We start from the raw sequence: 1,394 nt of genomic DNA, 5'->3' as shown, positions 1-1,394 counted from the left end.
TACGACGCTAGTTCATTTTGTTTGTGATAATCGGCATCAATGTGCTTATTTATTACGCTTACTTTCTAAAAATATCATGTCAATTATAATCAATGCGACACCGACACAGACACCTATATCTGCAACATTGAAAAGAGGATAATTCCATACATCAGCATAATGCACATGGATAAAGTCAACCACTTTACCAATTCTTAAACGATCGATTAAGTTGCCAATCGCACCACCAAGCATTAAGGCCAACCCCATAGATAATAGCTTGGCTGCACGTGGCGCTTTGATTAAATAAACCGTTAAAAAGATAGCCATTACAAAAGCTAAGCCTGAGAAAAACCATTTCTGCCAACCGCCAGCGTTGGCTAAAAAGCTAAATGCTGCCCCATAGTTATAAGCGAGTGTCCAGTTGAGAAATGGTTCAATGACCGGTACGGGGTCATTGAACGCTAATGTGGTTTGGGCCAACCACTTAGTCCATTGATCAAGTATTAATACCATTATCGCCAACAAATACCAGATAAAAGCGCGACTGCCATTGGCAACCATTTTTGGCATTTTGTCCAACTTACCTTTAGGTGTTATTGAGTTGCCTGAAGTCACGTACATAGCTTTAGGCGTATGATTCATGGTTTTAGAGTCAATCGATTGATGAGTACTACTCACAGCTATAGGTACTTTATTGTCAGCAATATTAGTACTAGCCGATTCAACGCTATTCAATTTAGTACTATCTAATCTGTCGGTAGATTCAGTCATAGTTGTTTTCTTTATCTATGTTTATACAATGAACAATGTTAAACGTATATGTTTTTGGTATACAATTATTAATCGCGCCACTTTCATAAACGGCTCCACTTACCGCTCTGGTTTTATGAAACTTACGGTAATAATTTTTTATTAGGGAATCTGTTGATTGATTTCAACATTAACCTGAGTCTGTTCAACGCTAATCATTATAGGATTACCCGATAAGTCGCCTGATTCTGCTATGGCATTACCGCTATGACTAATACGAGCAACGACTGCTAACTGAGTTTTGTCACTACGAGCTGAATTTAACGTGCGATCTGGCATCATCGCATCAAGATTACTTAAGCGGATACTAGCCTCACCTTGCTTGATAATACTAATGGGTAAACGTTTGGCGGCAAACGGTGGACCTCCTTTAACGTCACGTATCGCAACAAACAACACATCATCAGCTTTCACTAACGGTAATAAATTAGCGTTAATTTTCACTGTCACGTCAATACCTTCTAGCGCTTGCTTTTCTTGCGTGCTAACGTAGTTGCTTAACTCATCTAAGCTTGCTAAAGCTTTAGTATGATCACCTGGTTTGGCCACAATGCTGCCTTGTAAGCGTTTAATCCAACCTTGCGCTTGGGCAAAGTTACTAC

1 protein-coding gene and 1 pseudogene are annotated in these 1,394 nt (G+C 39.4%); both read right to left on the bottom strand.

Annotation, left to right across the window (positions count from 1 at the left end; all coding sequences use genetic code 11):
• Window positions 1-45 precede the first annotated feature (45 nt).
• Window positions 46-753: a signal peptidase II gene (gene lspA, locus ACI2IW_RS13935; protein ID WP_404693963.1), complete on the bottom strand. Its 708-nt coding sequence runs from the start codon at window positions 751-753 to the stop codon at window positions 46-48.
• Between the two features lie 141 nt (window positions 754-894).
• A pseudogene (locus ACI2IW_RS13930) lies at window positions 895-1,394 on the bottom strand (c-type cytochrome biogenesis protein CcmI); the annotation flags it as partial.

The organism is Psychrobacter sp. NPDC078501 (assembly GCF_044900935.1).
In the GTDB taxonomy this organism is placed as follows: domain Bacteria; phylum Pseudomonadota; class Gammaproteobacteria; order Pseudomonadales; family Moraxellaceae; genus Psychrobacter.
Note: the sequence above shows the minus strand (reverse complement) of the source record. Positions and strands in the feature narration are given on the sequence as shown.